Source organism: Lutibacter sp., from assembly GCF_040883305.1.
In the GTDB taxonomy this organism is placed as follows: domain Bacteria; phylum Bacteroidota; class Bacteroidia; order Flavobacteriales; family Flavobacteriaceae; genus Lutibacter.
This window is the reverse complement of the sequence record NZ_JBFLKT010000326.1, coordinates 1-3864: the sequence shown is the minus strand read 5'-3', so window position 1 is coordinate 3864 and position 3864 is coordinate 1. Positions and strand designations below refer to the sequence as shown.

Annotated in this window: 4 protein-coding genes and 1 pseudogene; 4 read left to right on the top strand and 1 reads right to left on the bottom strand. The window is 30.8% G+C overall.

Annotated features, from left to right (window positions below; genetic code table 11):
* The 4 genes and pseudogenes from AB1Z17_RS10425 to guaB form a co-directional block, all read left to right on the top strand.
* A pseudogene (locus AB1Z17_RS10425) lies at window positions 1–531 on the top strand (hypothetical protein); the annotation flags it as partial.
* A 114-nt stretch (window positions 532–645) separates the two neighbouring features.
* A complete protein-coding gene (locus tag AB1Z17_RS10420; RefSeq protein ID WP_368051740.1) occupies window positions 646–1170 on the top strand; it encodes an FMN-binding protein in 525 nt (174 codons plus the stop codon).
* The gene (locus AB1Z17_RS10415; protein ID WP_368051739.1) at window positions 1170–1661 is read left to right on the top strand and encodes a hypothetical protein; all 492 of its coding nucleotides are present in this window, start codon (window positions 1170–1172) and stop codon (window positions 1659–1661) included. The genes AB1Z17_RS10420 and AB1Z17_RS10415 overlap by 1 nt, the downstream gene beginning before the upstream one ends.
* A 66-nt stretch (window positions 1662–1727) precedes the next feature.
* A complete protein-coding gene (gene guaB, locus AB1Z17_RS10410; RefSeq protein WP_368051738.1) occupies window positions 1728–3197 on the top strand; it encodes an IMP dehydrogenase in 1470 nt (489 codons plus the stop codon).
* Between the two features lie 71 nt (window positions 3198–3268).
* Here the strand turns inward: guaB and AB1Z17_RS10405 are convergent.
* Window positions 3269–3864 (bottom strand): formylglycine-generating enzyme family protein (locus AB1Z17_RS10405; RefSeq protein WP_368051737.1); only part of this gene is annotated, 596 nt, incomplete at its 5' end.

Here is a 3864-nt window from a genome sequence, read left to right as displayed (position 1 = left end):
AATTCACCTAATTTTTCTGCTAAATTAGATTATTATGGAATTATGGGACTTAGAGTAGGGTTGTCTGGTTATTTTGGAAAAACACAAACCGATGACAGTGGTATTGAAACTTCAACTGTTGGAGTTTCTATGCTAGGTATAGATGCACGTTACAAATACAATAATTTAGAACTAAGAGGTCAATATATAACGACTAATTTATCTGACACAGATGAATATAATACTTTGACAGGTAAAGATTTAGGTTCTAAAATGAATGGTTTATACGCAGAAATTGCTTATAATTTTGATTTACAAGGTGTTGAAAAACTGACTCCTTTTTTAAGATACGAAAAACACAACACGCACGCTGATACCGCAGGAAGTTTAACAGCCAATAAAGCATATGACAGAGATGAATTAATTTTTGGTTTAAATTATAAAGTAGCTGAAGGGGCAGCTTTTAAAATGGACTACCAATTAATGAATAATGCAGTTTCAGGAAGTGAAACTTTGAAACAATTTAATGCAGGTGTTGCTATCTGGTTTTAAATTATTAATATAGTAGCATAATTTTATGTCAAATTGAGCTTTTTTAGTTAGTAAATTAGCTCAGTTTGATATTTGAGTTTTTATCAAAAAAAAGTAGTTTCAAAATTTAAAAATATGAAGCAAACAATATTTATAACATTTTTAGTCTTTTTTATATCAAGTTTTACCGTTTCTAAACGTGTTGATGCAATGATAATTAAAGAAATTAAATCCGTTTTTGAAATTGAAGCTTTTACTAAAGAATTAATTAAGATTCCTTCTGAAATAAATGCTACATTGCCAATACAAATTTCGGCTACAAATTTTTTCAAGATTAATTCTAATAATAAAAATTTAGGATATTATTATTTGGGACAAGCCTATGGTAAAGCAGATTATTTCGATTTTATTGTTATTTTTGACGCTGATTTAATTGTTTCCAAAGTGAAAATATTGGTTTACCGGGAAGATCACGGTGGAGAAGTAGGTAGCAAACGTTGGTTAAAACAATTTACTGGAACAAAAACGGCAACACAATTAAGATACCAGCAAGATATTGCCGCCATTTCTGGAGCAACAATTTCAGCTAAATCAATGACAAATGAAGTAAATAAATTGCTAAAAACAATTTATATTTTAAATACAAAACAACTTTTATAATGCAGGTTCACGGTTTAATTCATCAGTTTCCAAAAGAGATAAAATTAGTAATAATTGTTTTTATTGTAGTTTTAAGTATTGGTTTTTATGGTGGTTTAAGCTTTGTAAATAATACAACTTCAATGAGTTCGACTGGGGTTGAAACACATTATTTAGGTAATGAAGCAGATGAAGATGCCGAAATTATGAAATTCAAAAAGAGTGAACGTGAAATCCTTACAATCGTTCATAATCACATACTGTCGTTATCGGTAATTTTCTTTTTACTTGCGTTAATTTTAGCAACAACTTCTATCAACAAAAAGTTGAAATATTTTTTAATGCTAGAACCATTTTTGTCAATACTTTTAACCTTTGGAGGTATTTATTTACTTTGGAACGGAGTTGTTTGGTTTAAATATATCGTAATATTTTCAGGATCTTTAATGACAGTCACCTTTGTAATATCAACATTATCAATACTTTATCAATTATTGTTTTCAAAAAAATAATATATTCATATATTTAAATTAAAAAGTGTAAATTTGCTCGCAATTAATTTCTAAGTTGATTGCATTATGATTTCACATCCAAATAAATTCGTAGGAGAAGGTTTAACTTACGACGACGTATTACTTATTCCTGCTTTTTCAGAAATACTTCCAAGAGAAGTAAATATTCAAGCAAAATTTTCAAAAAATATAACTTTAAACGTTCCAATTGTATCCGCTGCAATGGATACTGTTACTGAATGTGATATGGCTATTGCTATGGCACGTGAAGGCGGAATAGGTGTTTTACATAAAAATATGTCTATTGAAAAACAAGCGGGCGAGGTAAAAAAAGTAAAGCGTTCTGAATCGGGTATGATTATAGACCCGATTACAATTACTAAAGAAAAAACTGTTTTTGATGCCAAAAGTTTAATGCGTGAATATGGTATTGGAGGTATTCCGGTAATTAATAATCAAGGAATACTTATTGGAATTGTAACAAATAGAGATTTACGTTTTGAAGGTGATAATACTCGTAAAATAGAGGAAATTATGACTTCTAAAAATTTAGTTACTGTTGCTGTTGGCACCTCACTAAAACAAGCTGAGGTTATTTTACAAGACAATAAAATTGAAAAATTACCTGTTGTTGATGATGATTATAAATTGGTTGGGTTAATTACTTTTAGAGATATTATTAAAGTAAGTGAAAACCCAAATGCAAATAAAGACACTTACGGACGTTTAAGAGTTGCCGCTGCCATTGGAGTAACTGGAGATGCTGTTGAGAGAGCAGGTGCCTTAATTACTGCAGGCGTTGATGCTTTAATTATTGATACAGCTCACGGACATACAAAAGGCGTGGTTGCTGTTTTAAAAGAAATAAAAAGTATGTACCCAACTATAGAAGTTATTGTTGGTAATATAGCAACGGGCGCAGCTGCCAAGTATTTGGTAGAAGCTGGAGCTGATGCTGTAAAAGTTGGTATTGGACCAGGTTCAATTTGTACAACACGTGTGGTTGCTGGTGTTGGTTTTCCTCAACTTTCTGCAATTTTAGAAGTTTCGGAAGCGATTAAAGGAACTGGAGTTCCTGTAATTGCAGATGGTGGTATTCGTTATACTGGCGATATTCCAAAAGCGATTGCTGCTGGTGCAGATTGTGTAATGTTAGGCTCTTTATTAGCGGGAACAAAAGAATCTCCTGGTGAAACAATTATTTTTGAAGGAAGAAAATTTAAATCATACAGAGGAATGGGTTCAGTAGAAGCTATGAAACAAGGCTCGAAAGATCGTTATTTCCAAGATGTTGAGGATGATATTAAAAAACTAGTTCCTGAAGGAATTGTTGGTAGAGTTCCTTATAAAGGTGAGTTACAAGAAACAATGCATCAATTTATTGGTGGTTTAAGAGCTGGAATGGGTTATTGTGGTGCAAAAGATATCAATACTCAAAAATTAGCACAGTTTGTAAAAATTACTGCTGCTGGTATGCGTGAAAGTCATCCCCATAATGTTACTATTACCAAAGAATCACCTAATTATTCTAGATAGTTTTTTAAAAGTTTAGTATTTATTATAAACAAAAAAGATTCCTCAATTTTGAGGAATCTTTTTTGTTGAAGTTATTCTTTTATAACTCTAATTCCAACATACTTGCTTTCTATCATATTAGTATTATTTGCATCGTAAAAATCGTAAGCACTATAACCGTAAATTCCAGTTTCGAAATATTCTGCAACGTTTCCACCTAAATCATAAACTTCGGCTTCACCAACTTTTACGTGTTTATTTTTACCAACTTTTTTAAGTAAATGCGATTTTAATTCTGTTACTTTTTTATTTAGTTCTTCAACTTCATCAATAGTAATACCAAAACCAGCCCAATAATTAAGTGTGTTTTCTTTTGCCGCAGCTTTATGTGCAGCTTTCTGAAGGTTTTTTGCTTCTTTTGAGTTTGGTAATCTGTATTTGTCACCAGTTATGTTGCTTAACCATTGTATATATTTTAAAGCTTCATCTTTAGAAGTAACAACAGGATAATTGTCTAAGCCTGCATCAAAATTAAATGATGGTTTATATGCTTTAAATTGAGCATTGGTAACTTCAAAACGACTTATTTCAATAGAATCTTTTTTAACAAGAACTGTTTCAGGAATTAAATTGGTAGTATGAAGTTCACCAAAATTACCATTTTCAGTTACTTTAACTTTGTCAATTT